The sequence below is a fragment of the Stenotrophomonas sp. GD03680 genome, assembly GCF_029844625.1.
Classification (GTDB): Bacteria; Pseudomonadota; Gammaproteobacteria; order Xanthomonadales; family Xanthomonadaceae; genus Stenotrophomonas; species Stenotrophomonas maltophilia_P.
This window is the reverse complement of sequence record NZ_JAOCKC010000030.1, coordinates 1-20,883: the sequence shown is the minus strand read 5'-3', so window position 1 is coordinate 20,883 and position 20,883 is coordinate 1. Positions and strand designations below refer to the sequence as shown.

Annotated in this window: 23 protein-coding genes and 2 tRNA genes; 13 read left to right on the top strand and 12 right to left on the bottom strand. The window is 66.8% G+C overall.

Annotation, left to right across the window (positions count from 1 at the left end; translation table 11 throughout):
- The first annotated feature begins 31 nt into the window (after positions 1-31).
- The 5 genes from yccS (at position 32) to N5J29_RS18005 (ending at position 5,428) form a co-directional block, all read left to right on the top strand.
- Positions 32-2,212, top strand: coding sequence for a YccS family putative transporter (gene yccS / locus N5J29_RS18025; protein ID WP_164151974.1), 2,181 nt, complete (start codon positions 32-34; stop codon positions 2,210-2,212).
- A gap of 75 nt (positions 2,213-2,287) precedes the next feature.
- On the top strand, positions 2,288-4,177 hold the full coding sequence (locus tag N5J29_RS18020) for an MFS transporter (protein ID WP_164151972.1): 1,890 nt from the start codon (positions 2,288-2,290) through the stop codon (positions 4,175-4,177).
- A 182-nt stretch (positions 4,178-4,359) separates the two neighbouring features.
- A complete protein-coding gene (locus N5J29_RS18015; protein ID WP_164151970.1) occupies positions 4,360-4,647 on the top strand; it encodes a CD225/dispanin family protein in 288 nt (95 codons plus the stop codon).
- A 30-nt stretch (positions 4,648-4,677) separates the two neighbouring features.
- Positions 4,678-4,956 (top strand): CD225/dispanin family protein, encoded by a 279-nt coding sequence (locus N5J29_RS18010; protein ID WP_065174386.1) that lies wholly within the window; start codon positions 4,678-4,680, stop codon positions 4,954-4,956.
- Positions 4,957-5,008: 52 nt separating this feature from the next.
- Positions 5,009-5,428 carry a DUF2752 domain-containing protein gene (locus N5J29_RS18005; protein WP_053515602.1) on the top strand — a complete coding sequence of 140 codons (420 nt, stop codon included), beginning with the start codon at positions 5,009-5,011 and terminating at the stop codon, positions 5,426-5,428.
- A 68-nt stretch (positions 5,429-5,496) separates the two neighbouring features.
- Here the strand turns inward: N5J29_RS18005 and ampE are convergent, their stop codons facing one another.
- The 5 genes from ampE to N5J29_RS17980 all read right to left on the bottom strand — a co-directional run bounded on the left by ampE (position 5,497) and on the right by N5J29_RS17980 (position 9,189).
- Positions 5,497-6,384: a regulatory signaling modulator protein AmpE gene (gene ampE / locus N5J29_RS18000; RefSeq protein WP_053515600.1), complete on the bottom strand. Its 888-nt coding sequence runs from the start codon at positions 6,382-6,384 to the stop codon at positions 5,497-5,499.
- A 144-nt stretch (positions 6,385-6,528) separates the two neighbouring features.
- Positions 6,529-7,434 (bottom strand): NAD(+) diphosphatase, encoded by a 906-nt coding sequence (nudC, locus tag N5J29_RS17995; RefSeq protein WP_164151968.1) that lies wholly within the window; start codon positions 7,432-7,434, stop codon positions 6,529-6,531.
- Between the two features lie 118 nt (positions 7,435-7,552).
- A complete protein-coding gene (gene erpA / locus N5J29_RS17990) occupies positions 7,553-7,945 on the bottom strand; it encodes an iron-sulfur cluster insertion protein ErpA (RefSeq protein ID WP_053515598.1) in 393 nt (130 codons plus the stop codon).
- A 31-nt stretch (positions 7,946-7,976) separates the two neighbouring features.
- A complete protein-coding gene (locus N5J29_RS17985; protein WP_053515596.1) occupies positions 7,977-8,441 on the bottom strand; it encodes a polymer-forming cytoskeletal protein in 465 nt (154 codons plus the stop codon).
- Between the two features lie 4 nt (positions 8,442-8,445).
- The gene (locus tag N5J29_RS17980) at positions 8,446-9,189 is read right to left on the bottom strand and encodes a DUF6776 family protein (protein WP_053515594.1); all 744 of its coding nucleotides are present in this window, start codon (positions 9,187-9,189) and stop codon (positions 8,446-8,448) included.
- Between the two features lie 179 nt (positions 9,190-9,368).
- Between N5J29_RS17980 and N5J29_RS17975 the strand changes: the two genes are divergently transcribed.
- From N5J29_RS17975 to N5J29_RS17965, 3 genes are read left to right on the top strand one after another with little or no spacing between them, the layout of a single operon-like run.
- Positions 9,369-9,986 carry a DUF4126 domain-containing protein gene (locus N5J29_RS17975; RefSeq protein ID WP_065181537.1) on the top strand — a complete coding sequence of 206 codons (618 nt, stop codon included), beginning with the start codon at positions 9,369-9,371 and terminating at the stop codon, positions 9,984-9,986.
- A gap of 44 nt (positions 9,987-10,030) precedes the next feature.
- Positions 10,031-11,908: an EAL domain-containing protein gene (locus N5J29_RS17970; RefSeq protein WP_065181536.1), complete on the top strand. Its 1,878-nt coding sequence runs from the start codon at positions 10,031-10,033 to the stop codon at positions 11,906-11,908.
- A gap of 1 nt (position 11,909) precedes the next feature.
- On the top strand, positions 11,910-14,072 hold the full coding sequence (locus N5J29_RS17965) for an ATP-binding protein (RefSeq protein WP_164151966.1): 2,163 nt from the start codon (positions 11,910-11,912) through the stop codon (positions 14,070-14,072).
- 1 nt (position 14,073) lies between these two features.
- On the opposite strand, the gene bfr is transcribed toward N5J29_RS17965, so the two are convergent.
- The 3 genes from bfr to N5J29_RS17950 form a co-directional block, all read right to left on the bottom strand.
- Positions 14,074-14,544 carry a bacterioferritin gene (gene bfr, locus N5J29_RS17960; RefSeq protein WP_005414691.1) on the bottom strand — a complete coding sequence of 157 codons (471 nt, stop codon included), beginning with the start codon at positions 14,542-14,544 and terminating at the stop codon, positions 14,074-14,076.
- Positions 14,545-14,687: 143 nt separating this feature from the next.
- The gene (locus N5J29_RS17955) at positions 14,688-14,897 is read right to left on the bottom strand and encodes a bacterioferritin-associated ferredoxin (protein ID WP_032951724.1); all 210 of its coding nucleotides are present in this window, start codon (positions 14,895-14,897) and stop codon (positions 14,688-14,690) included.
- A gap of 108 nt (positions 14,898-15,005) precedes the next feature.
- Positions 15,006-15,623, bottom strand: coding sequence for an RNA pyrophosphohydrolase (locus N5J29_RS17950; RefSeq protein WP_053515586.1), 618 nt, complete (start codon positions 15,621-15,623; stop codon positions 15,006-15,008).
- A 121-nt stretch (positions 15,624-15,744) separates the two neighbouring features.
- Here N5J29_RS17950 and N5J29_RS17945 point away from each other — a divergent pair.
- A tRNA-Met gene (locus N5J29_RS17945) sits at positions 15,745-15,821 on the top strand.
- 52 nt (positions 15,822-15,873) lie between these two features.
- A tRNA-Gln gene (locus N5J29_RS17940) sits at positions 15,874-15,948 on the top strand.
- 220 nt (positions 15,949-16,168) lie between these two features.
- Here N5J29_RS17940 and rpsI read toward each other — a convergent pair.
- Both rpsI and rplM read right to left on the bottom strand, forming a co-directional pair.
- Positions 16,169-16,561, bottom strand: coding sequence for a 30S ribosomal protein S9 (rpsI, locus tag N5J29_RS17935; protein WP_053515585.1), 393 nt, complete (start codon positions 16,559-16,561; stop codon positions 16,169-16,171).
- A gap of 2 nt (positions 16,562-16,563) precedes the next feature.
- Positions 16,564-16,992: a 50S ribosomal protein L13 gene (rplM, locus tag N5J29_RS17930; protein ID WP_005414692.1), complete on the bottom strand. Its 429-nt coding sequence runs from the start codon at positions 16,990-16,992 to the stop codon at positions 16,564-16,566.
- Between the two features lie 195 nt (positions 16,993-17,187).
- On the opposite strand from rplM, the gene coq7 reads away from it, so the two are divergent.
- A complete protein-coding gene (gene coq7, locus N5J29_RS17925; RefSeq protein WP_053515583.1) occupies positions 17,188-17,832 on the top strand; it encodes a 2-polyprenyl-3-methyl-6-methoxy-1,4-benzoquinone monooxygenase in 645 nt (214 codons plus the stop codon).
- A 61-nt stretch (positions 17,833-17,893) separates the two neighbouring features.
- On the opposite strand, the gene sugE is transcribed toward coq7, so the two are convergent.
- Positions 17,894-18,214, bottom strand: a complete 321-nt coding sequence (gene sugE, locus N5J29_RS17920) for a quaternary ammonium compound efflux SMR transporter SugE (RefSeq protein WP_005411314.1) — start codon at positions 18,212-18,214, stop codon at positions 17,894-17,896.
- Between the two features lie 167 nt (positions 18,215-18,381).
- Entirely contained in the window at positions 18,382-19,176 is a 795-nt protein-coding gene (gene speD / locus N5J29_RS17915; RefSeq protein WP_019661504.1) for an adenosylmethionine decarboxylase, read from the bottom strand.
- A gap of 149 nt (positions 19,177-19,325) precedes the next feature.
- Here speD and crp point away from each other — a divergent pair, with 149 nt between their 5' ends.
- A complete protein-coding gene (crp, locus tag N5J29_RS17910) occupies positions 19,326-20,015 on the top strand; it encodes a cAMP-activated global transcriptional regulator CRP (protein WP_010482649.1) in 690 nt (229 codons plus the stop codon).
- Between the two features lie 62 nt (positions 20,016-20,077).
- A complete protein-coding gene (locus N5J29_RS17905) occupies positions 20,078-20,839 on the top strand; it encodes a sulfite exporter TauE/SafE family protein (RefSeq protein WP_164151964.1) in 762 nt (253 codons plus the stop codon).
- The last annotated feature ends 44 nt before the right edge of the window (positions 20,840-20,883 follow it).

Genomic DNA, 20,883 nt, shown 5'->3' with positions numbered 1-20,883 from the left:
ATAATGGAGGCAATCCGCCGCCCGAGCCTGCATGTCCGCGTCCCATTCCCGCCTCAGCCGCCTGTGGGCACACGAGAAAGCCAGCTATGGCCTGCGCGTGTTCATCGCCCTGTCGGCTGCGATGGCCGTGTGCTGGCAGCTGGACGCGCTCCCCGCGCTGCCCGGGGCGTTCCTTGGCATCATCGCCAGCGCGATCGCCGAAACCGACGACAACTGGTGGGGCCGCACCAAGGCGGTGCTGCTGTCGCTGCTGTGCTTCTGCATCGCCGCCGCCTCGGTGATCGCGCTGTTCCCGTGGCCGTGGCTGTTCATCGGCGCACTGGCGTTGTCCACCTTCGGCCTGACCCTGCTGGGTGCTCTGGGCGAACGCTACGCCTCCATCGCCCAGGCCACGGTCACCCTGGCCATCTACACCATGATCGGGCTGGAACAGCATGGCGGCGCCGGAGATCTGCCACGTGCCTTGCATGCGGTCAGCCACCTGCTGGCCGGTGCGGTCTGGTATGGCCTGCTGTCCATCGTCTGGACCGCGCTGTTCGCCAACCGCCCGGTGCGCGAACGCGTGGCCCGTCTTTACCAGGAACTGGGCCGCTACCTGCAGCTGAAAGCCGCCTTGTTCGAGCCGGTGCGTGAGGCCGACCTGCAGCGCCGCCAGCTGGACCTGGCCGAACAGAACCGGCGTGTGGTGGGAGCCCTGAACGAAGCAAAGACGGCGATCCTTGCGCGCTTCGGCCGTTCCGGCCGGCCCGGGGTCAACTCCGGCCTGTACCTGCGCCTGTACTACATGGCGCAGGATTTCCACGAGCGCGCCAGCTCCTCGCACTATCCCTATGGCGCACTGGTGGATGCGTTCTTCCACAGCGACGTGCTGTACCGCTGCCAGCGCCTGCTCGACCTGCAGGGGCAGGCCTGCGCGCGTCTGGGCGAAGCCATCCGCCTGCGCCGCCCGTTCGTGTATGGCGAGAGCAACCAGCAGGCCGGACGCGACCTCGCCGACGCGCTGGCCTACCTGCGCGACCAGCAGCGTCCGCAATGGCAGCGCCTGCTCGGCTCGCTGGATCTGCTGGTGCACAACCTGCGCAGCATCGAGCGCCGGTTGCTCGACGCCGAACGCTCCGAGGCCAGCCTGGACAATGTCGACACGCGCCTGCGCGACAGCAACCCGCACACCCTGCGCGAGATGGGGGTACGGCTGCGCCAGCAGCTCACGCCGGGCTCGGTGCTGTTCCGCCATGGCCTGCGCATGGCGCTGGCGCTGATCGCCGGCTTCCTGGCGATCCGCCTGTTCAATGCCCAGAACGGTTCCTGGGTGCTGTTGACCATCGTCTTCGTGTGCCGGCCGAACTTCGGCGCCACGCGCCAGCGCCTGGCACAGCGCATCATCGGCACCCTGGCCGGCCTGGTACTGACCTGGGCGCTTCTGCAGCTGTTCCCGCAGCTGCACGTGCAACTGCTGATCGCCTTGCTGTCGGCGCTGCTGTTCTTCTTCACCCGCACCGATCGCTACCTGGTGGCCTCGGCCGCGATCACGGTGATGGCGCTGACCTGCTTCAACCTGATCGGCGATGGCTTCGTGCTGATCGTGCCGCGCATGGTGGATACGATCCTGGGCTGTGCGATCGCTGCGGCGGCCGCCTTCCTGATCCTGCCGGACTGGCAGGGACGCCAGCTGCATCGGGTGCTGTCACGGGTACTGGATACCGCCGCGCGTTACCTGGATGCGGTGCTGGGCCAGTACCGCAGTGGCATGCACGACGACCTGGCCTACCGTATCGCCCGCCGCGACATGCACAACGCCGATGCGGCGCTGTCCACTGCACTGTCGAACATGCTGCGCGAGCCCGGCCATGTACGCCGCAACCTGGATGCCGGCTTCCACTTCCTGGCGTTGTCCAACACCCTGCTCGGTCATCTGTCGGCACTGGGTGCCCACCGCGACCAGGTCGACAGCTACGCCGGCGACCCGCTGGCACTGGCCGCCGGCGACCGGGTACGCAAGGCGCTGCAGCAGCTGGCCGGCGCGCTGGCCGCACGGCAGGCGGTTGCGGAGGATGACAATGATGCCGACCGCGCAGTCGCTGCGGAGCTGGAGCAGATCGAGGACGTGATGCCACCGAAGCTGCAGTTGATCCGCACCCAGATGGCGCTGGTGCTGCGCCTGCTGCCGAAGCTGCGTGCCGCCGCCAACGAGGCCGTACGCAGCCTGACCTGACCGCCACCCGGCAGCACTGGATCCGGGCCCCGCTGGCGGGCAGGAATGCTAGGCTGCGCCGGTCAAGGAGATTCCATGTCCGGTCACAACCAGTTCGCCCTGCTGCGCCAGCGCCGCTTCCTGCCGTTCTTCATCGTGCAGGCGCTGGGCGCTTTCAACGACAACGTATACCGGCAGGCCATCATCGGCCTGCTGTTCTACCTGGGCGTGTCCGAAGAGCAGCGTTCGCTGTACACCACGCTGGCGCCAGCGATCTTCATTCTTCCCTATTTCCTGTTCTCGGCATTGGCCGGGCAGATCGCCGACAAACTGGAGAAGTCGCGGCTGATCGTGATCACCACCACGATGGAGATCGTGATCATGTCGTTGGCAGCGATCGGCTTCCTCACCGAGAACCTGCCGTTCCTGCTGGTGGCGCTGTTCTGCACCGGCATGCAGTCGACCCTGTTCGGCCCGGTGAAGTACTCGGTGCTGCCCTCGGTACTCAAACCCGAGGAGCTGACCGGTGGCAACGGGCTGGTGGAGATGGGCACATCGATCTCGATCCTGTCAGGGATGATCATCGGCGGCGCCGTGTTCCTGCTGGCCGGCAGCCACGGGCCCGTGTTCGCGGCATCGCTGGTCATCGCCCTGGCGGTCTGCGGCAACATCGCGGCGCGGATGATTCCCAAGGTCGATGCCGGCGACCCGGGCCTGAAGATCAACTGGAACCCATTGCCGGAGTCGCTGGTGGTGCTGCGCATGGCACGCCAGCAGAAGGCGGTGCGCAACGCGATCCTGGGCGTGTCCTGGTTCTGGTTCGTCGGCACCGTGCTGACCTCGCAGCTGCCGAATTATGCGCTGGCCAACCTGGGCGGCGAACCCAAGCTGTACCTGCTGGCACTGGCGCTGTTTTCCATCGGCACCGGCGTTGGCTCGCTGCTGTGCGAGAGGCTGTCGGCGCGCACGGTGGAGATCGGCCTGGTGCCGCTGGGCGCGTTCGGCATGACCGCGTTCCTGCTCGATCTCTACTTCGCCCGCAGCGGCGAGGCCACCGTGCAGGGGCTGAGCATCACCCAGTTCCTGCAGCAGCCCGGCAGTGTGCGCATCGTCATCGACCTTGTCGGAATCGGCCTGTTCACCGGCATCTTCGTCGTTCCGCTGTTCGCCCTGATCCAGAGCCGCACGCCGAAGGCGCAGATGTCACGCGTGTTCGCCGCGTTGAACATCCAGAACTCCGGTTTCATCGTGTCCGCCGCACTGCTGTCGCTGGCCGCGCGCGAACTGCTGCACTGGAGCATCCCGCAGCTGTTCCTGGCGCTGGCGATCGCCAATGCCGTGGTGGCGATCTACATCTTCACCATCGTCCCCGAATTCCTGATGCGCTTCCTGAGCTGGGTGATGGTGCGCACCCTGTACCGGCTGCGCCCGCATGGCATCGAAGCCAATGTGCCGGATGAAGGCGCAGCACTGATCGTCTGCAATCATGTCAGCTACATGGATGCACTGATCCTGTCGGCGACGATTCCGCGCCCCGTACGCTTCGTCATGTACTACAGGATCTTCAACATCCCGGTGATGCGCTGGATCTTCCGCACCGCCAAGGCCATCCCGATTGCCGGGGCTCGCGAGGACGAGGCCTTGATGCAGCGCGCGTTCGAGGAGATCGATGCGGCGCTGGCCGAGGGTGAGCTGGTCTGCATCTTCCCGGAGGGAGCACTCACCCGCGATGGGCAGATGGCGCCGTTCAAGTCCGGCGTCGAGAAGATCCTCGAACGCCGGCCGGTGCCGGTGGTGCCGATGGCCCTGCGCGGGATGTGGTCGAGCATGTGGAGCCGGCGCGACAGCCGGCTTGGCCGCATGCGGGTTCCGCGCCGCTTCCGGGCCACCGTCGAGGTGGTGGCGGCGCCTGCCATCGATGGTCGCAGCACCGACGCGCCGGCACTGGAAGCCCAGGTCCGCGCCCTTCGCGGCGATCACGCCTGACGGAATCCCTCCGTTCGCGCATAGCCGGGCCATCCCCCACATACGCCAGCGTCAAGCGCCGTGCCCGTCATTGCCGGGCTGAAAACGCATACATGCGACGCAGGTTGCGGTAGATTACGCACCCACAGGGGGGAGGTCCGGCCCGTTCACTACGGTCGGCCACCAAGGAATGGAGTCTCACGTTGAATCAACCGCCACCACCCGGCCGTCCGGTCTACATCCCCAACCATCTGGTGTGGGCGATCCTGACGACGCTGTTCTGCTGCCTGCCGTTGGGCGTGGTGTCGATCGTGTATGCCGCCCAGGTCGACGGCCGCCGCGCGGCCGGCGATCTGGCGGGAGCCTATAGCGCGTCACGCAAGGCGGGCTGGTGGGCGGCGGCTTCGGCCGCGGCCCTGCCGGTCCTGTTGCTGTTGTGGTTCGGGCTCTTCGGCGGCCTGGCCGCACTGGGCGCTCTTTCCGACCATTGATCCACCACCACCCATCAAGGAGCTTGAATCATGAACACCGCTACTCCGCAGGTCCCGAACAACCTGGTCTGGGCGATCCTGAGCACCCTGCTCTGCTGCCTGCCGGTCGGCATCGTGTCGATCGTCTATGCGGCACAGGTCAACGGCAAGCTGGCCGCTGGCGATATCGCCGGTGCCCAGGACTCGTCCGCCAAGGCCAAGAAGTGGGCCATCTGGTCGGCCATCGCCTGGGTCATCATGGTCGTGCTGTACGTGCTGTTCTTCGTCGTGCTCGGTGGCATCGGCGCGATGAGCAACGGCAGCTACTGAGGCCTGCGGACGGATCCGGCGGCGTCCGCGCCGGATCCGTCTTCGCCTGATCGTGTCCGCTCTTCCTTCCCGGCTCGCCCGCTGGGCACCCTTGCTGGCCTCCACCGGCCTGGCCGCAGGCGCGGCCGTGGTGCTGCGCAACGTCAATCCCTACGTGGCCGGCAATCCCCTGCCGGGCTGCCCGCTTTACGCACTCACCGGCCTGTATTGCCCCGGCTGCGGCAGCACGCGCTGCCTTTACTCGCTGGTCCATTTCGATCTGGCCGGCGCGATGGCGATGAACCCGCTGCTGGTCATCAGCCTGCCCCTGCTGCTGCTGATGCTGCTGAACATCGCCGGCATCCGCCCGCGTGTGCTTGATCCGCTGATGCGGATTCTGGCCAATCCCATGTTCTGGCTGTGGCTGCTGCCCGGTTACGCACTGCTGCGCAACCTGCCGTGGGCACCGTTCACCGCACTGGCGCCGGTCTAGATTCCCACTTCGCGTCCAGGCGCGTCGCGAAGCGTGCTGCGGTCAGGCCGCACGCGCCTGGCCAGCGGCTACGTCACCCAGCCGGCGATCACCAGCACGGCCAGCACCGCCAGCCACAGCAGCAGCATCCGCCACACCAGACTCATGGCATCGCGCAGGTCAGGCAGACGTTGCCAGACCGGCAGCAGGCCCGCCTCGGTGTAATCATGCGCGTCCTCGCGCAGCTCGGCATTGACGCTGGCCCGCGCCACCGCACCCAGGAATCCGATGCCTCCGACCAGGCGCTCGCCATGCGCTTGCCGCCATGCCTTCCACGCCGTGTCGAAGTTGCCGACCAGTGCCATCGAGAACGCCATCAACTGTGCCACCGGCCATTCGATCCAGCCCAGCAGGCGCTGGGCCACTGCCAGCGGTTCCACCGGTACGCGTGCACGCATCGGGCTTTCGGACATCAGCGCCAGCAGGCGATAGCCCAGCGCGCCCACCGGGCCCAGCAGCAGGAACCAGAACAGCACCGCAAACCAGCGGCGCAGCGCATTGAGTACGGTCGCCTCCACCAGCGAGGGTACATCCTCGCGCAGGCTGCCACCGGCCGCCTGCAGATGGCGCACGGCCGCCTGCCGGGTCGGTGCGTCATCGGCATCGATGATCGCTTCGATGTCACGGTCCAGGTCGCGCGGCCCCCAGCACCAGGCCAGAACCGCCACGCCCAGCAGCAACGAGGGCAGCCCGAACAGCACGCCCCGCAGCAGCCAGGCCAGCAGCGCCATCAACACCAGCGGCGGCAGCAGCGCCAGCACCACGCCCATGGGGCCCTGCCAGGCCTTGCCGCCGTGCGCATCCAGCCAGCCCAGCCAGCGCCGGAAGCTGTCAAAGCGGCGCAGCGAGGCGGCAGCGGCCGGGGCGACATGGCCCAGGGCCAGTGCAACCAGCACGGCAGCCAGAGTGGTGAACATGGCAGGTCTCCCTACGAAACAAGGTGCTCGGCGTCGCTACCTTACCCGTCGCGACGCCGCCATCAGCGGTCTGCCGCACTGTAACCCGGGCCGTGTTCAGGTGGCGGCAATGGTCGCCGCCGTTCTGACAGGCCGATGCGGTCTTCACGCCCGCTGTTGGCGATACCAGTGCTCGATCAGCCCCCGCGAAATCGAGATCGGCGGCGACAGGCGGATGCCCTGGCCATCATCTTCGACATCACGTGCCAGCGCCGCGCCCACCTCGTCGGCACTGAACCAGCGCGCATCCTCCAGTTCGCCATCCACGGTCGGCACATCGTCCTGCGCCTGCGCGCGGAACCCCACCATCAGCGCGCCCGGGAACGGCCAGGGCTGTGAACCGAGATACTGGCAGGCAGTGATGCGCACCCGGCTCTCCTCGTGCACTTCCCGCACCACGGTCTGTTCGAAGGTCTCGCCTGGTTCGACGAAACCCGCCAGTACCGAATAGCGGCGCGGCGCCCAGTTGGACTGCCGCCCCAGCAGCAACCGGCCCTGGTTTTCCACCGCGACGATCACCGCCGGGTCCACCCGGGGATAGTGTTCGGTCGCGCACTGCCCGCAGCGGCCAACGAAGCCACCGCGGGCAAAGGCCACCGCCCCCCCACAGACGCCGCAGAAGCGCGTGCGCGAATGCCAGTAGGACATGCCGCGCGCGTAGCTGAAAGCGGTCGCATCGGCCACCGGCCACAGCAGTGCCGCCTGGCGCAGGTCGAGCCGGCCAGGCGCAGTGACGGCAACCGCGGACGCTTCCACCGAGAACCAGGCTTGCTCACCCCGCAGACCCAGGAAGATCGCGGCACCGGGGCCGCCCCCGATGTCGGCGCCGGTCAGCGCCAGTGGCTGGTCATCAGCACCGGTGAAGGCACTGCCGTCCTGGTCAAGCACGAGAACCCGCGCATCCGGCCACAGGCGTGCCAGCACATCGGCATCTTCGCGCAGGGCATCGGCGCGCTCCAGCGGTTCGCCAATGAAGGCGAAACCGGACAGCGGCGAAAGAATATTGGACATCCAGCAAGCCTGCCGCCATTCGATGCGGGTGGCAAGGTCGGCGCTGTGCGCATTCTGCTGTGAGGTGTGGAGACCGCTCGACACACCTGGCGCGGAGCGCAGGCCCCGCGCCCTGCAATCACATGCTGAAGCTGCTGCCGCAACCGCAGGTGGTCTTCGCGTTCGGATTGCGGATCACGAACTGCGCGCCGGTCAGGCTCTCGGTGTAATCCACTTCAGCCCCCATCAGGTACTGCAGGCTGAGCGGGTCGACCAGCAGGGTCACCCCGCTGGTCTGTACCGCCAGATCGTCCTCGGCACGGTTCTCGTCGAACTCGAAACCGTACTGGAAGCCCGAACAGCCGCCACCCTCGATATACACACGCAGCGCCAGATCGGGGTTGCCCTCTTCCTGGATCAACGACTTGACCTTGGAAGCCGCTGCTTCGGTGAAGTTCAGCGGCCGCTCCAGCGACTGGTAATCGGGCGCGGCCGCCGTGGGGGCGCCGGGCAGGGAGACTAGCGTGCTCATGGCATCAGCATGGGGGCACCGGCGGTGGCTTTCAAGCCATCGCTTCGGCCAGCTTGCGTCGGGCCGCGGTGTCGCCCTTGCCACTGGCGGGATCCCCGCTTTCGGGTGCAGGCAGGGCCGCCAGCGGTGCGCTGGCATGGATCAGGCGTCCATTCAGCTGGGCCCCGGCGTTCATCTCCACCACCTCGTAGTGGACATTGCCGTTGACCCGCGCGCTCGGGGTCAGTTCGACCTTTTCGGTGGCGTGGACATCCCCCTCCAGGCGGCCGCTGATGACCACCACCTGGGCACGGATCTCCCCTTCGATCACGCCATGCTCGGCGAGCGTCAGGGTCGCGGTGCTGGCGCCTTCGGCGGCGATCACCTTGCCATGGATGCGACCTTCCACGTACAGGCCACCACTGAACTCCACATCACCGCGGATCACCACCTGGTTGCCGATCAGGGCATCCACCACCAGCTGGCCGTCACGGTTGGATTTGCTGTTTCCGAACATCTGCCTACTCCCCTTTGCTGGCCGGCGCGCCGGCCTGTTTCCAGTCGAATACCTGGGTGGCGCCCCCCGCACCACTCCCCAATGTCACCCGCACGCGTTGCGGAGTGAAGTCAGCCGGCAGCATCACGCTGCCGGTGAGCTGCTGGAAGTACCGGAACGAATAGTCCTGTCCCGGCACCTTGCTGCGCTGGTGCAGATCATCCCAGCTGATCGTGGCCAGCTTGCCGTTCTTCACGCCTTCCACGGTGAAACGCATCTGCCCCTGGCTGATGGCCCCGCGGTTGAGATTCTGGGTCAGCACGGCGGTGTACTGCCAGGTGCCGGCCGATTCCGGGCTGAACTCGATCGAGTGGGTGTTCAGGCCCTTGCGCTGGCTGGTCGAACCGACCAGGCGCTCATAGAAGGCGACGTCCGCGCGCAACCCGGCGATCTCTTCGTCGCGCTCGGCGAGCGAGGACTGCACTTCGTTGTTGGCGGCGCGGCTGATGCGGTCGGAGGCTTCCAGCGTGGCCTGCTTCTGGCGCAGTTCAGTCAGCTGCGCCTGCAGGCTCTCGGCACGCTTCTCGGCTGCCTGCAACCGTTGTCCCTGCTCGCCACGCGGCGCCCCCATCCAGCAGCCTCCGATCGTGGCCAGCACCAGGCTGAGCAGCCAGATGCCTCCAATCACCCACAGGCGACGGCGGTCCGCGGGCGGATGTGACGCGCCGGGCAGGCGGACCTGCACGCGCATGGGAGGACGGTTGGTCATGGGTAGATCCCGTGGCATCGCGGGCGCGACACCGGCACGGCCCGTGTGGCAAACGACGGGCTAGTGTATGACAGGATCGGCAGGATTCCTGCGCTGGAGGCGACCGAGGTCTGTGGCGTTCAGGCACGCCATCGTCGATAGTGTGGCCCCTCGCACAGTTCCGCCGTCGGAGCATCGCCATGACCGAAGCCCACCTGTTCGTGATCGGCATCCTGCTGGCCTGGCTGGCCGGCATCCGTGTCTACCTCACCGTCTTCGGTGTCGGCCTGGCCGGCCTGCTCGGCTGGGTCGACCTGCCACCCGCCCTGCAGGCAACCGAGTCGTGGTGGGTGCTGGGTACCTCAGCGGCGCTGGCCGTGACCGAGTTCTTTGCCGACAAGATTCCCGGCGTGGATTCGGTCTGGGACCTGGTGCAGACCCTTGCCCGGGTCCCCGCCGGCGCCTTCCTCGCCGCCGCCACCCTGTCGCCGGATGGGCAGCTGGGTACCGGTGCGCTCGCTGCCGGCGCCGGCGTTGCCCTGGCCAGCCATGGCCTGAAGGCGGGCACCCGTGCCCTGCTCAACACCTCGCCGGAGCCGGCCAGCAACTGGGTCGCCTCGATCGCCGAAGACACCGTGGTGGTTGGCGGCCTGGCATTGGCCCTGGCACACCCCTGGATCGCGCTGGTCGTGGTGCTGGCATGCAGCCTGGCCGGCGCATTGCTGGTCTGGCTGGCATGGCGCGCTCTGTGGCGCGGCGTGCGTTGGCTTGCCCGTGCCGGCAACGGCAATGACCGGCAACAGCCACGCACCGGATGAACGCCGGGCGTGTCGCATAATGGCTGCGATCATCAGGAGCCCCCATGGCCGCAATTGAATCCCCCGCAGGCGTCCGCCCGGGTCGCGCTGAAACGCCACCGGCCGATCATTGGCAACGCTGGGCCACTGCGGTGGTGGACGCGGGTGCCTCCCCATCGGTTCCGTCCAGCGTCGCTGACAGTGGGCCTGCCTCCGGCGGTGCTCCACCGCCGCTGCCGGGCGTCACCTCACAGCCCGAGGCGGGCAACCACGACCCGGCACCGGCGCCGGCGGATTCACCCTACCGCGTGCTGATCGTCGAGGACGACCGTGCGCAGGCCCTGTTCGCGCAGAGCGTGCTGCACGGCGCCGGCATGCAGGCCATCGTGCTCAGCGATGCCGAAGGCGTCCAGCAGTCGATCAAGGACCATCGCCCTGACCTGATCCTGATGGACCTGCACCTGCCCGGCCTGGACGGCATGCGGCTGACGGCGATGATTCGCCAGCAGCCCGGCCTGCAGTTGCTGCCCATCGTGTTCCTCAGCGGCGATCCCGATCCGGAGCGCCAGTTCGAAGTGCTCGACAGCGGTGCCGACGACTACCTGAGCAAGCCGATCCGGCCGCGGCACCTGATCGCGGCGGTCGCCAACCGCATCCGCCGTGCCCGCGCGCAGGCGGCAACCTTGCCCGGCGCCTCCGGCACGCCGGCCACCAGCAATCCTGAAACCGGCCTGCCGACGCGCCATCATGTGCTGCAGCAGCTCAACGCCGCCCTGGCCCACCATGATCGTGGCGGCCTGTTCTTCATCGAGGTGGCCAGCGCGCTGGGCCTGCGCGAGCGCTATGGCTACGCTGCGTTCGAACGGCTGATGGTGCAGGCCGGACAGCGCTTGGCCGAAGCCGGCCATCCGCACCTGCTGGCGCGCCTGAACGACAACAGTTTCCTGCTTCTGGCGCGTGATGCCGATGAGGACAGGCTGGAGAACGTGGCCGCCGCCCTGCGCGAGCAGCTCTCCGCGAGGGCCTTCGTGATCCGCGATGACGAATCGGTGCACCTGCGTGGCGTGGTCGGCTATGCACCGCTGTCGCCCGGCTTCGAGGATGCCGCCAGTGCGCTGGAAGCCGTCGAGCGCACGACCCTGCAGGCGCGCCTGCTCAGTGCCGGCGTGGCCGGCCACGTGCATCGGCAGGCCATCAGCGAACAGGAGCATCTGGCCCTGCTGGAAGGCCAGCTGGAACTGGCTTACCAACCCATCGTCGCCGTCGCCGGTGGAGGCAGCGCGCAGTACCAGGTCCTGCTGCGGCTGCGCCAGGCCGACGGCACCGTGCTGACCGCCGGCCAGGTGATTCCGGCCGCCGAAGCCGCCGGCCGCATCGCCGACCTCGACCAGCAGGTGCTCGATCATGCGCTGGGCCTGCTGGATCTGTACCGGCATGCCACCCAGCCGCTCAATCTGTTCGTCTCGCAGTCGCTGCGTACCCTGCAGCGCGACGCCTTCGCCGACTGGCTGCTGGAGTCGCTGCAGCAGCGCGACCTGCCAGGCAGTGCGCTGGTCATCGACGTGCGCCTGCCTGATGCGCTGATCCACACCGTGCCGCTGCAGCAGTTCTGTCAGCGCATGGCGCAGGCCGGCGTGCGCTTCTGCCTGAGCCAGTTCGAGCCCGGCAACGATGCCGACGCGCTGCTGGGCCAGCTGCCGCTTTCGTTCGTACGCATGGCTGCACGGTTCTCCAGCAGCCACGCCAATCCAGGCACGCGCGAAGAACTGCGCAGGGCGATCGAGCGGGCGCACGGCGCCGGTCTGCAGATCATCGGGCAGCAGATCGAAGATCCGCAGGCAGCGGCCGCGATGTGGGTGGGAGGGGTCGACTACATCCAGGGCAACATGGTGCAGTCCGCCGGCAGCGACCTGAACTTCGACTTCCACAACGCGGTGCTCTGACATGCCGCTGTGGGCGGTGCTGCTGGTGGCCCTGGCCGTGGCGGCCATCGCGCTGCTGCTGGCGGGGCTGCGCCTGCGCACGCGCAGCCAGGCGCTGGCCGCACTGCAACGGGATCGTGCCGCGCTGGCCAGCGAGCGCGACCAGCTGCGCCGCACCACCGAGCGCCAGGGCCAGCTCGAACAGCAGTTGCTGCAGGCCAAGCAGGCGGCCGAGGCGGCGGTGCTGGCCAAGGGCGAGTTCCTGGCCACGATGAGCCACGAGATCCGCACGCCGCTCAACGGCATCCTGCCGATGCTGGAGCTGATCGCGCGTGGCCCGCTGGGCGAGGACCAGCGGCAGATGCTGGCCACCGCATCGGCCAGCTCGCAGCAGCTGCTGCGTATCGTCGACGACATCCTCGATTACTCGCGGTTGGAAGCACAGGCATTGGAGCTGGAGATCACCAGCTTCAATCTGCGCGAGCTGCTCGACGCCGTGGTGCAGCTGATGCAGCGCGCTGCCGACGCCAAGGGACTGGCACTGGTGCTGCAACTGGATCCGACGGTCCGCCTTCCCGTGCGCGGCGATCCGGTGCGCCTGCGGCAGGTGCTGAGCAACCTTCTGGCCAATGCCATCAAGTTCACGGCATGCGGCCAGGTGCAGCTGCGCGTGCAACGGCTGGGCGAAGGTCCGGCCCAGCACCAGTTGCGCTTCGAAGTGATCGACACCGGCATCGGCATCGACGAGGCCCAGCAGGCCCGCCTGTTCCAGTCCTTCAGCCAGGCCGATGCGTCGACCACCCGCATCTATGGTGGCACCGGCCTGGGCCTGGCCATCTGCAAACGCATCATCGACCTGATGCACGGCCACATCGGCGTCCAGTCGACCCCCGGCCAGGGCGCCCGCTTCTGGTTCGAGATTCCGTTGTTGAAAGTTCCCGGCGACCTGCCGGCGATGGCACGCGCACCGGCCACCCTGCTGCTGTTCAGTGCCGACAGCCACCTGAAGGCGCGCATCGAACGCATTGCCGCCCATCACGAGCTGCAGGTGCAGGTCATCGACGGGATGGACGCGCTGGCCGAGCGGCTGCGAGCCGTGCCCCGCCCCGGGCACGCTGCGCCGGCCTGGCTGCTGATCGATGCGCCTGCGCGCCGCAGCGGCGGAACCCGCCTGCGGCAGGCGCTGGCTGCGCGCGGTGAGGACGACACGCTGCAGGTGCTGTGGCTGCAGGACGAGCCGCTGCCCGCGCAGGAGCGCCATCGCCAGCTGCCGGTCGCCTTCGAGGATGCCGCCCTGCACGCCCTGCTTGCCACGCCCACCGCCAGCGCGCGCCCGTCCGCCTGGCTGGCTGCCGCCGAAGAGGGCCAGGCACCGGCTGCCCTGCCAGCGCTCGGTCTACGCGTGCTGCTGGTGGAGGACAACACGGTCAACCGCATGGTGGCCGAACACCTGCTGCGGGTATTCCAGTGCGAGGTCCGCAACGCCGTCGATGGCGAGCAGGCACTGGTCGCGCTGCGCGAAGGCGGTGTGGACGTAGTGCTGATGGACTGCCAGATGCCGGTGCTGGACGGTTACGCCGCGACGCGCCAGTGGCGCGAGGAAGAGATCGCAGCCGGAGGCCGGCGCCTGCCGATCATCGCCATGACCGCCAATGCCATGGCCGGTGATCGCGAACGCTGCCTGCGAGCAGGCATGGACGATTACCTGTCCAAACCGATCGCGCGCGACACGCTGCACGCGCTGCTGCTGCGCTGGGGCCCCAAAGCCCTCCCCACGCCGGCAGCTCCGGCGGCGGCAGCGAAGGCCGGTCCAGAACCTGTCGCCCACCCGGTTCTGGACCGGAACGTGCTGGACGAGCTGCAGGCGGTCATCGGTGATGCCGCCACGCAGATCGTATCGGTGTACCTGGAAGACGCACCGGCGATGGTGCAGGCGCTGCAGCAGGCGGCGCAGGACCACGATGGCCAGCGCCTGCAGGCAGTCGCGCACAGCCTGAAGTCCTCCAGCGCGAATGTCGGCGCGATGTCGCTGTCGGCGGTCGCACAGCGGATCGAGCACGAGGCCCGCGCCGGCAGTCTGCAGCGCCCCGCCGTTGCGGTTGCGCTGCTGGTGGCCGAATTCGCCCGGGCACGGGTGGCGCTGGGCGGGTACCTGGCACAGCATCGCGCCGGCCAGGCGGGCTGACTCACTCTTCGAGCTTGCTCAGCAGGTACTTCGGTTCGCCGATGCGCTCGATCAGGTCCAGCTGCGTTTCCAGCCAGTCGATATGCTCTTCCTCCGAATCGAGGATCTTCACGAACAGCTGGCGGCTCACATAGTCGCCGACCGAATCGGCATAGGCCACCGCCTCGCGCAGGGTGACCACGCCATCACGCTCGAGCGAGAGGTCACACTGCAGGATCTCGGTCGGGTTCTCGCCGATGCGCAGCTTGCCCAGCGCCTGGAAGTTCGGCAGTCCTTCAAGGAACAGGATGCGGTCGGCGAGCATGTCGGCATGCTTCATCTCGTCGATCGATTCCTTGTACTCATGCTCGGCGAGTTCCTTGATGCCCCAGTTCTTCAGCATCTTGGCGTGCAGGAAATACTGGTTGATCGCGGTCAGCTCGTTGTAGAGGACCTTGTTGAGGAATTCGATGACCTTGGTGTCGCCCTTCATGGGGATACTCCTGCACGCTGAAAACGCAGGCACTTTAACGCCTTGCGTGCGGCCGTGAAGGAACGCGAATCGTGCGCATTGGCCTGTGCGGCCACACGTGAAGGATGCGAAGGCGCGGCATCAACGCACCGCGGAAAAGACAGTCAGGCGACCTGGGCCAGACCGAGTACCGGCAGCGGCAGATCGTGGGTGGCACGTGCCTTGGCCAGCAGCTCGCCGGCCATGTCCAGGCAGGACCCGCAGGTAGCGCCGCATCCGGTGCGCATGGTCAGCTCGGCCACCGACGTCACGCCATGGCTGGCGGCTTCGCGGATCTGGTGGTCGGTGACTCCGTTGCAGATGCAGACGTACACAGGCGGGAACCGGGCTGACAGGCCAGAAGCGGCCTGGTCGCTATTCCAATGGAAACGAGAATGGTTGTCAATCAGAGACCTGAACCATTCTCGATACCGTTCAGGCGGTCAGCTCGTCGGTCCTTCCTGCGCCTTTTTTGGCCAGTAGCCCCTGCTGCGCGGCCGCTTGCGCGGACGGTCGTGGCCCGCGGTGTTGCCGGGCATCCACGCTTCCGCTGCGCTCTTCGGCATGGCAGTGACGCCCTGCCCCGCCACCCCGCGCGCCAACGGCGCCAGGTGCCGCAGCGCGCGCGCGTAGACGCCGCGCTTGAACATCACCACATGCTCCACCGGGTACCAGAAATCCACCCAGCGCCAGTGGTCGAACTCCGGCGAATCGGTATGGTCCAGGCACACATGGGATTCGTCACCGGTCAGGCGCAGCAGGAACCAGACCTGCTTCTGGCCGATGCAGACCTGCCGTTCATTGCGGCGGACCGCCCGCGCCGGCAGCTTGTAGCGCAGCCAGCCGGGCGTTGCCCCCAGCACTTCCACGTGCTCAGGCAGCAGGCCGGTCTCTTCCTGCAGTTCGCGATACATGGCCTCGACGGGCGTCTCGTCGGTGTTCATCCCACCCTGCGGGAACTGCCAGCCATCCCGGCGCACGCGTCGTGCCCAGAACACCTGCCCGTCCTGCCGCATCAGCACGATGCCGACGTTCGGTCGATAGCCGTCCGGATCGATCACGATGCGGACTCCTAAAAAAATCTACTGGTCAGGACTATCCCACGCCGCCTGTCAGGCGACAAGCGCGGCACAAATGTGTTGACAGTCCCACGGCGTATCAGCAGAATAGCGGGCTCACCAAGGCTATGTAGCTCAGCCGGTTAGAGCACAGCACTCATAATGCTGGGGTCGGTGGTTCGAGTCCACCCATAGCCACCATGCTGAAGTTGTTTTTCAGCGTGAAAAGTGAGAAAATAGTTACACGATACATTGCCCCGTCGCCAAGCGGTAAGGCACCTGACTCTGACTCAGGCATTCGGTGGTTCGAATCCATCCGGGGCAGCCAAATTGAACGCAGAAGGCCAGATCGAAAGATCTGGCCTTCTGCGTTTCTGGGCTCCGCGGGGGCTCCCCTCCAGAGAGAACCCCGGGGTTGTTCGCAGGAATGGGCCCTGACCCCACGCTCTCCAATGCACAACCCCGAAACGGCAAAAGCCCGGCCAAAGCCGGGCTTCTGCTTTTTCCAACCAGCGGGCTCCCGGAGGAGCCCAGCCAGGCGCAGTGGATCAGCGCTTGGAGAACTGGGTGGCGCGACGGGCCTTGTGCAGACCGACCTTCTTACGCTCGACTTCACGGGCGTCACGGGTCATGAAGCCAGCCTTGCGCAGCTCGGACTTCAGGGTTTCGTCATACTCGACCAGCGCACGGGCGATGCCCAGACGGATCGCACCGGCCTGGCCGGTGGTGCCGCCGCCGGTGGCGGTGACCAGGATGTCGAAGCTTTCGGTGTTCTTGGTCAGCTCGAGCGGCTGGCGCACGATCATGCGCGCGGTCTCACGACCGAAGAACTCGTCCAGCGGACGGCCATTGACGGTGATGTTGCCCGAACCCTTGCGCAGGAACACGCGAGCGGTGGAGGACTTGCGGCGGCCAGTGCCGTAGTTTTGAGTGATAGCCATGATTAGATATCCAGAACCTGCGGCTGCTGTGCGGCGTGCGGATGCTCAGTGCCGGCGTAGACCTTGAGCTTGCGGTACATCTGGCGACCCAGCGGGCCCTTCGGCAGCATGCCCTTCACGGCGATCTCGATCACGCGCTCCGGGTGGCGCTCCAGCGCCTGGGCCAGGGACTCGGTCTTCAGGTTGCCGATGTAACCGGTGAAACGGTGATACATCTTGTCCTGCAGCTTCTTGCCGGTGACGGCAATCTTTTCTGCATTGATGACGACCAGGTAGTCGCCGGTATCAACGTGCGGGGTGTAGACCGGCTTGTGCTTGCCACGCAGACGGCGGGCCAGCTCGGTGGCGAGACGGCCCAGGGTCTTGCCCTCGGCGTCGACGAGGTACCAGTCGCGCTGGACGGTCTCGTTCTTGGCAGTGAAAGTGCTCATGAAGAACTCTAGGTTAGGTCGGGCTCATTGCGGCGAAGGACTCGCCGGAACTCTGCCACGCGTTGTGAAAGGTGAAGCGCAAGAGGCGGGATTGTACGCAGGTCCAGGCCCCGGCGCAAGCCGCCCCCTGTCCCGGGTTGGCAGGGGCGCGGGCGCGGGCGAGAATCGGCGGGTCTCCCGCCCCACCGTATCGCCATGACCGTGCTCCGCCAGACCACCCCGCTGGACCACCTGCTGACCGAAGCCCAGCGCGCCCTGGACACGGTGTTCGGCAACCCGCCGGCCAGCCGCCCCTATCCGGCGGTGGACACCGACGAGCCGGGCATGGACGCCCGCCAGCGCCGCCATGCGGCCGGGCTGATGCGGATCAACCACGTCGGCGAGGTCTGCGCGCAGGGCCTGTATTTCGGCCAGGCCGCCGTGGCCCGCGACCCGGCCACCCGCGAGCATCTGCTGGAGGCAGCGCAGGAGGAAACCGACCACCTGGCGTGGTGTGCCACCCGCCTGGCCGAACTCGACAGCCGGCCGAGCCTGTTCAACCCGCTCTGGTACGCAGGCAGTTACACCATCGGCACCCTGGCCGGGCTGCGCGGTGATGGCTGGAACCTGGGTTTTGTCGTCGAGACCGAACGCCAGGTAGAGGCCCACCTGGATGAGCATCTGGTCGATCTCCCGGCCGCCGACCTGCGCAGCCGCGCGGTCATCGAAGTGATGAAGCAGGACGAGGCCCGGCATGCGGACCATGCCGAGCAGGCCGGCGCCCGCCGCCTGCCCTTCCCGATTCCGGGGGCGATGGCGCTGGCCTCGAAGGTGATGAAGACCATCGCGTACCGCCTCTGAACGGCCGCCGCGCATGGCCCGGCGCTGCCGGCAACGCGGCATCGGACGCCTCGGCGCCGGCTCAGTTCGGCGACACCAGCTTCAGGCCGATCACACCGGCGACGATCAGGCCCACGCAGGCCAGGCGGGCCGGTGAAGCACTGTCGTTGAACAGGTAGATGCCCAGCACTGCCACGCCCATGGCCCCGATGCCGGTCCAGATGGCATAGGCCGTGCCGACCGGAATGCTCTTCATGGCCTGGCTCATCAGGTACAGGCTGATCAGCGCGGAAACGACCGTGGCGGCCGTGGGCAGTGGCTTGCTGAAGCCTTCGGAGTACTTCATTCCAAGCGCGAAGCCGATCTCGAACAGGCCGGCCAGCAGCAGGTAGATCCAGGGCATGGGTGGGGGTCCTTACCTAGTGGTTGAAAAACGAAACGGCCCGGTGTCTTCACACCGGGCCGTAGGTCGGTACATCGCCGTGGAACTATGAATTGCGCAGCACGCAGGTTCCACGGGGCGGGTCGTCCCGCCTGGGTGACGATGCCTGCCGGCATCGCACAGGGGTGTTACTCGGACAGGTTGCGACCGTGGAACAGCTCTTCGATCTCGCGCTTGAGCAGCGCCTCGATCTTCATGCGTTCCTTGAACGACAGGTTCCTGGCCTTTTCCTCGAACAGGTACTGATCCAGGTCGAAGTCCTTCAGGTGCATCTTCGTGTGGAAGATGTTCTCCTGGTAGACGTTGACGTCGAACATCTCGTAACGCGACTTGATGTTCTTGGCCAGGAAGTTCTGGATCGAATTGATCTTGTGATCGATGAAGTGCTTCTTGCCCTTCACATCACGGGTGAAGCCACGGACGCGGTAGTCCATGATCACGATGTCCGATTCCAGGCTCTCGATCAGGTAGTTCAGGGCCTTCAGCGGCGAAATGACGCCACAGGTGGCCACGTCGATGTCCGCGCGGAACGTCGCGATGCCTTCCTGCGGATGGGTTTCCGGGTAGGTATGGACGGTGATGTGGCTCTTGTCCATGTGCGCGACCACGGCGTCGGAGATCAGCTCCTTGCCCGCCAGCTTCTTGTCGATCACCGGCTCTTCGGAGATCAGGATGGTCACCGAGGCACCCTGCGGATCGTAGTCCTGGCGGGCCACGTTCAGGATGTTGGCGCCGATGATCTCGGCGACATCGGTCAAGATTTGAGTCAGCCTGTCGGCGTTGTACTCTTCATCGATGTATTCAATGTAACGCTGACGCTCCTCTTCGGTGCGCGCGTAACACACGTCATAGATGTTGAAGCTCAGCGCCTTGGTGAGGTTGTTGAAACCCTGCAACCTCAGGCGAGGCAACGGCTTGACCACGGCGGTCGATTCCTGTGTAAGAAGAGAAAGGGTGAATTATGGGGCAAACCGCCCCCGGGGGGAACGTGAAGACGCAAGAGTTCTGGCACACTGTTTGCCCTTAACAATTGCGCTGGTTAAGCTCCGCTATCGACCCCGTGAATCCGTTCATGCGCAGAGGGAGCGCCCCTATCGTGTCAACCGTGCGCCTAGCTAGCAGTCCACTGGCCCTGGATATCGCAACAATCGATCGTTTCCTGGCGCACAGCCACAGGCGGCGATATCCCACCCGGACCGACGTCTTCCGACCAGGAGACCCGGCGGGAACCCTGTATTACGTCATCAGCGGCTCGGTTTCGATCATGGCCGAGGAAGATGACGATCGTGAGCTGGTGCTGGGCTACTTCGGTGCCGGCGAGTTCGTCGGCGAGATGGGCCTGTTCGTGGAATCGGACCGCCGCGAGGTGATCCTGCGGACCCGCACCGCCTGCGAGCTGGCCGAGATCAGCTACGAGCGCCTGCATCAGCTGTTCCTTGGCCCGCTGTCGGCCGACGCGCCGCGCCTGCTGTACGCGCTGGGCCAGCAGATCTCCAAGCGTCTGCTCGACACCAGCCGCAAGGCCAGCCGCCTGGCGTTCCTGGACGTCACCGACCGCATCGTGCGCACCCTGCACGATCTGGCCCAGGAGCCGGAGGCGATGAGCCACCCGCAGGGCAGCCAGCTGCGCGTCTCGCGGCAGGAACTGGCGCGCCTGGTCGGCTGCTCGCGTGAGATGGCCGGCCGCGTGCTGAAGAAGCTGCAGACCGACGGGTTGCTGCATGCCCGCGGCAAGACCGTGGTGCTTTACGGCACCCGTTGAGCGTTGAGCACCCGGTGGGTGCGGACCTTGGTCCGCACTCCTTCGCGCGCTAGGCTCGGTGCATGGAACTGAGCAGCGAATTCTGGTGGTTCATCCTCATCGGCCTCGGTGCGCAGCTGGTCGATGGCGCGCTGGGCATGGCCTTCGGCCTGGTCTCCTCATCGGTGATGCTGAGCATGGGATTGCCGCCGGCCCAGGTCAGCGCCAGCATCCACACCGCCGAAGTGTTCACCACCGGCGCCTCCGGTGTGTCGCATCTTGCGGCTGGCAATGTCGATAAGCGCCTGTTCGTGCGCCTGGCGCTGCCCGGCGCGATCGGGGGTGCGATCGGTGCCTATGTACTCGCCCAACTGCCCGGCGATTTCATCCGCCCGTTGATCTACCTGTACCTGCTGGTGCTTGCCATCGTCATCCTGGCCCGTGCCGCCGGGCGCTGGACGCCCAGCAGCGAGATCCGCCGCGTGCCGGTTCTGGGCTTCTTCGCCGGCCTTCTGGACGCCAGCGGCGGCGGTGGCTGGGGCCCGATCGCCACGTCCACCCTGCTGGCGCGTGGCGGCCAGGCCCGTACCACCATCGGCACGGTCAACGCGGCCGAGTTCGTGGTCACCCTGACCATCTCGGCCACCTTCCTGCTGTCGATGGGGGTGCAGCACCTGCAGATCGTCGCCGGGCTGCTGATCGGCGGCATGATGGCCGCGCCGGTGGCCGCGATCCTGGTCAAGCGGGTCAAGGAACGCTGGGTACTGGTCGCGGTTGGCGTGCTGGTACTGGGCATCAGCCTGTTCCAGATCGGCCACGCGGTGACCGGGTACCTGGCGCGCTGACCGCGCTCCGCGCTCGCCGGGCATGGCCCGGCGCTACCGGATGG

Bases quoted from the DNA above. Each gene is read 5' to 3' on its own strand.
- erpA (WP_053515598.1), bottom strand. From the start codon at position 7,945: ATGAGCACGCTAGTCTCCCTGCCCGGCGCCCCCACGGCGGCCGCGCCC.
- N5J29_RS17970 (WP_065181536.1), top strand. From the start codon at position 10,031: ATGGCCGCAATTGAATCCCCCGCAGGCGTCCGCCCGGGTCGCGCTGAA.
- rpsI (WP_053515585.1), bottom strand. From the start codon at position 16,561: ATGGCTATCACTCAAAACTACGGCACTGGCCGCCGCAAGTCCTCCACC.
- N5J29_RS17975 (WP_065181537.1), top strand. From the start codon at position 9,369: ATGACCGAAGCCCACCTGTTCGTGATCGGCATCCTGCTGGCCTGGCTG.
- N5J29_RS17965 (WP_164151966.1), top strand. From the start codon at position 11,910: ATGCCGCTGTGGGCGGTGCTGCTGGTGGCCCTGGCCGTGGCGGCCATC.
- N5J29_RS17985 (WP_053515596.1), bottom strand. From the start codon at position 8,441: ATGTTCGGAAACAGCAAATCCAACCGTGACGGCCAGCTGGTGGTGGAT.
- coq7 (WP_053515583.1), top strand. From the start codon at position 17,188: ATGACCGTGCTCCGCCAGACCACCCCGCTGGACCACCTGCTGACCGAA.
- rplM (WP_005414692.1), bottom strand. From the start codon at position 16,992: ATGAGCACTTTCACTGCCAAGAACGAGACCGTCCAGCGCGACTGGTAC.
- N5J29_RS18010 (WP_065174386.1), top strand. From the start codon at position 4,678: ATGAACACCGCTACTCCGCAGGTCCCGAACAACCTGGTCTGGGCGATC.
- N5J29_RS17905 (WP_164151964.1), top strand. From the start codon at position 20,078: ATGGAACTGAGCAGCGAATTCTGGTGGTTCATCCTCATCGGCCTCGGT.
- N5J29_RS17980 (WP_053515594.1), bottom strand. From the start codon at position 9,189: ATGACCAACCGTCCTCCCATGCGCGTGCAGGTCCGCCTGCCCGGCGCG.
- N5J29_RS18020 (WP_164151972.1), top strand. From the start codon at position 2,288: ATGTCCGGTCACAACCAGTTCGCCCTGCTGCGCCAGCGCCGCTTCCTG.
- yccS (WP_164151974.1), top strand. From the start codon at position 32: ATGTCCGCGTCCCATTCCCGCCTCAGCCGCCTGTGGGCACACGAGAAA.
- crp (WP_010482649.1), top strand. From the start codon at position 19,326: ATGCGCAGAGGGAGCGCCCCTATCGTGTCAACCGTGCGCCTAGCTAGC.
- nudC (WP_164151968.1), bottom strand. From the start codon at position 7,434: ATGTCCAATATTCTTTCGCCGCTGTCCGGTTTCGCCTTCATTGGCGAA.
- ampE (WP_053515600.1), bottom strand. From the start codon at position 6,384: ATGTTCACCACTCTGGCTGCCGTGCTGGTTGCACTGGCCCTGGGCCAT.
- bfr (WP_005414691.1), bottom strand. From the start codon at position 14,544: ATGAAGGGCGACACCAAGGTCATCGAATTCCTCAACAAGGTCCTCTAC.
- sugE (WP_005411314.1), bottom strand. From the start codon at position 18,214: ATGCCCTGGATCTACCTGCTGCTGGCCGGCCTGTTCGAGATCGGCTTC.